The organism is Metabacillus bambusae, assembly GCF_017497975.1.
Taxonomy (GTDB): domain Bacteria; phylum Bacillota; class Bacilli; order Bacillales; family Bacillaceae; genus Metabacillus; species Metabacillus bambusae.
Genome location: NZ_JAGDEL010000052.1, coordinates 1 through 2,932, shown reverse-complemented (window position 1 = coordinate 2,932; position 2,932 = coordinate 1). Strand labels below are relative to the sequence as shown.

Here is a 2,932-nt window from a genome sequence, read left to right as displayed (position 1 = left end):
GGTTAAGTCCTCGATCGATTAGTATCTGTCAGCTCCACACGTCACCGCGCTTCCACCTCAGACCTATCAACCTGATCATCTTTCAGGGATCTTACTAGCTTACGCTATGGGAAATCTCATCTTGAGGGGGGCTTCATGCTTAGATGCTTTCAGCACTTATCCCTTCCGCACATAGCTACCCAGCTATGCCTTTGGCAAGACAACTGGTACACCAGCGGTGCGTCCATCCCGGTCCTCTCGTACTAAGGACAGCTCCTCTCAAATTTCCTACGCCCACGACGGATAGGGACCGAACTGTCTCACGACGTTCTGAACCCAGCTCGCGTACCGCTTTAATGGGCGAACAGCCCAACCCTTGGGACCGACTACAGCCCCAGGATGCGATGAGCCGACATCGAGGTGCCAAACCTCCCCGTCGATGTGGACTCTTGGGGGAGATAAGCCTGTTATCCCCGGGGTAGCTTTTATCCGTTGAGCGATGGCCCTTCCATGCGGAACCACCGGATCACTAAGCCCGACTTTCGTCCCTGCTCGACTTGTAGGTCTCGCAGTCAAGCTCCCTTGTGCCTTTACACTCTACGAATGATTTCCAACCATTCTGAGGGAACCTTTGGGCGCCTCCGTTACATTTTAGGAGGCGACCGCCCCAGTCAAACTGCCCACCTGACACTGTCTCCCAGCCCGATAAGGGCTGTGGGTTAGAATTTCAATACAGCCAGGGTAGTATCCCACCGACGCCTCCACCGAAGCTAGCGCTCCGGCTTCTCAGGCTCCTACCTATCCTGTACAAGCTGTACCAAAATTCAATATCAGGCTACAGTAAAGCTCCACGGGGTCTTTCCGTCCTGTCGCGGGTAACCTGCATCTTCACAGGTACTATAATTTCACCGAGTCTCTCGTTGAGACAGTGCCCAGATCGTTACGCCTTTCGTGCGGGTCGGAACTTACCCGACAAGGAATTTCGCTACCTTAGGACCGTTATAGTTACGGCCGCCGTTTACTGGGGCTTCGGTTCAAAGCTTCGCTTACGCTAACCTCTCCCCTTAACCTTCCAGCACCGGGCAGGCGTCAGCCCCTATACTTCGCCTTGCGGCTTCGCAGAGACCTGTGTTTTTGCTAAACAGTCGCCTGGGCCTATTCACTGCGGCTTTTCCGGGCTATTCACCCTAAAAAGCACCCCTTCTCCCGAAGTTACGGGGTCATTTTGCCGAGTTCCTTAACGAGAGTTCTCTCGCTCACCTTAGGATTCTCTCCTCGCCTACCTGTGTCGGTTTGCGGTACGGGCACCTCTCACCTCGCTAGAGGCTTTTCTTGGCAGTGTGGAATCAGGAACTTCGGTACTATAGTTCCCTCGCCATCACAGCTCAGCCTTATGTGACAACGGGATTTGCCTCGTTGTCAGCCTAACTGCTTGGACGCGCATATCCAACAGCGCGCTTACCCTATCCTTCTGCGTCCCCCCATTGCTCAAATGGTGAGGAGGTGGTACAGGAATTTCAACCTGTTGTCCATCGCCTACGCCTTTCGGCCTCGGCTTAGGTCCCGACTTACCCTGAGCGGACGAGCCTTCCTCAGGAAACCTTAGGCATTCGGTGGAGGGGATTCTCACCCCTCTTTCGCTACTCATACCGGCATTCTCACTTCTAAGCGCTCCACTAGTCCTTACGGTCTAGCTTCACAGCCCTTAGAACGCTCTCCTACCACTGTTCTAAAAGAACAGTCCACAGCTTCGGTGATACGTTTAGCCCCGGTACATTTTCGGCGCAGAGTCACTCGACCAGTGAGCTATTACGCACTCTTTAAATGGTGGCTGCTTCTAAGCCAACATCCTGGTTGTCTAAGCAACTCCACATCCTTTTCCACTTAACGTATACTTTGGGACCTTAGCTGGTGGTCTGGGCTGTTTCCCTCTTGACTACGGATCTTATCACTCGCAGTCTGACTCCTGAATATAAGTCTTTGGCATTCGGAGTTTGACTGAATTCGGTAACCCGTTGGGGGCCCCTAGTCCAATCAGTGCTCTACCTCCAAGACTCTAAATTCAAGGCTAGCCCTAAAGCTATTTCGGAGAGAACCAGCTATCTCCAGGTTCGATTGGAATTTCTCCGCTACCCACACCTCATCCCCGCACTTTTCAACGTGCGTGGGTTCGGGCCTCCATTCAGTGTTACCTGAACTTCACCCTGGACATGGGTAGATCACCTGGTTTCGGGTCTACGACCACGTACTCTTTCGCCCTATTCAGACTCGCTTTCGCTGCGGCTCCGTCTCATCAACTTAACCTTGCACGGGATCGTAACTCGCCGGTTCATTCTACAAAAGGCACGCCATTACCCATTAACGGGCTTTGACTACTTGTAGGCACACGGTTTCAGGATCTATTTCACTCCCCTTCCGGGGTGCTTTTCACCTTTCCCTCACGGTACTGGTTCACTATCGGTCACTAGGGAGTATTTAGCCTTGGGAGATGGTCCTCCCTGCTTCCGACGGGATTTCTCGTGTCCCGCCGTACTCAGGATCCACTCTGGAGGGAACGAAGTTTCAACTACAGGGTTGTTACCTTCTTTGACGGGCCTTTCCAGACCTCTTCATTTACTTCGTTCCTTTGTAACTCCGTATAGAGTGTCCTACAACCCCAAGAGGCAAGCCTCTTGGTTTGGGCTAATTCCGTTTCGCTCGCCGCTACTCAGGAAATCGCGTTTGCTTTCTCTTCCTCCGGGTACTTAGATGTTTCAGTTCCCCGGGTCTGCCTTTATTACCCTATGTATTCAGGTAAAAATACTACTCCATTACGAGCAGTGGGTTTCCCCATTCGGAAATCTCCGGATCAAAGCTTACTTACAGCTCCCCGAAGCATATCGGTGTTAGTACCGTCCTTCATCGGCTCCTAGTGCCAAGGCATCCACCGTGCGCCCTTAACAACTTAACCTTC

The 2,932-nt window shown here is 52.5% G+C and carries 1 rRNA gene; it reads right to left on the bottom strand.

The features are described from left to right. Positions 1-2,929: ribosomal RNA gene (locus I7822_RS29400) — 23S ribosomal RNA — on the bottom strand; the annotation flags it as partial. Positions 2,930-2,932 lie beyond the last annotated feature (3 nt).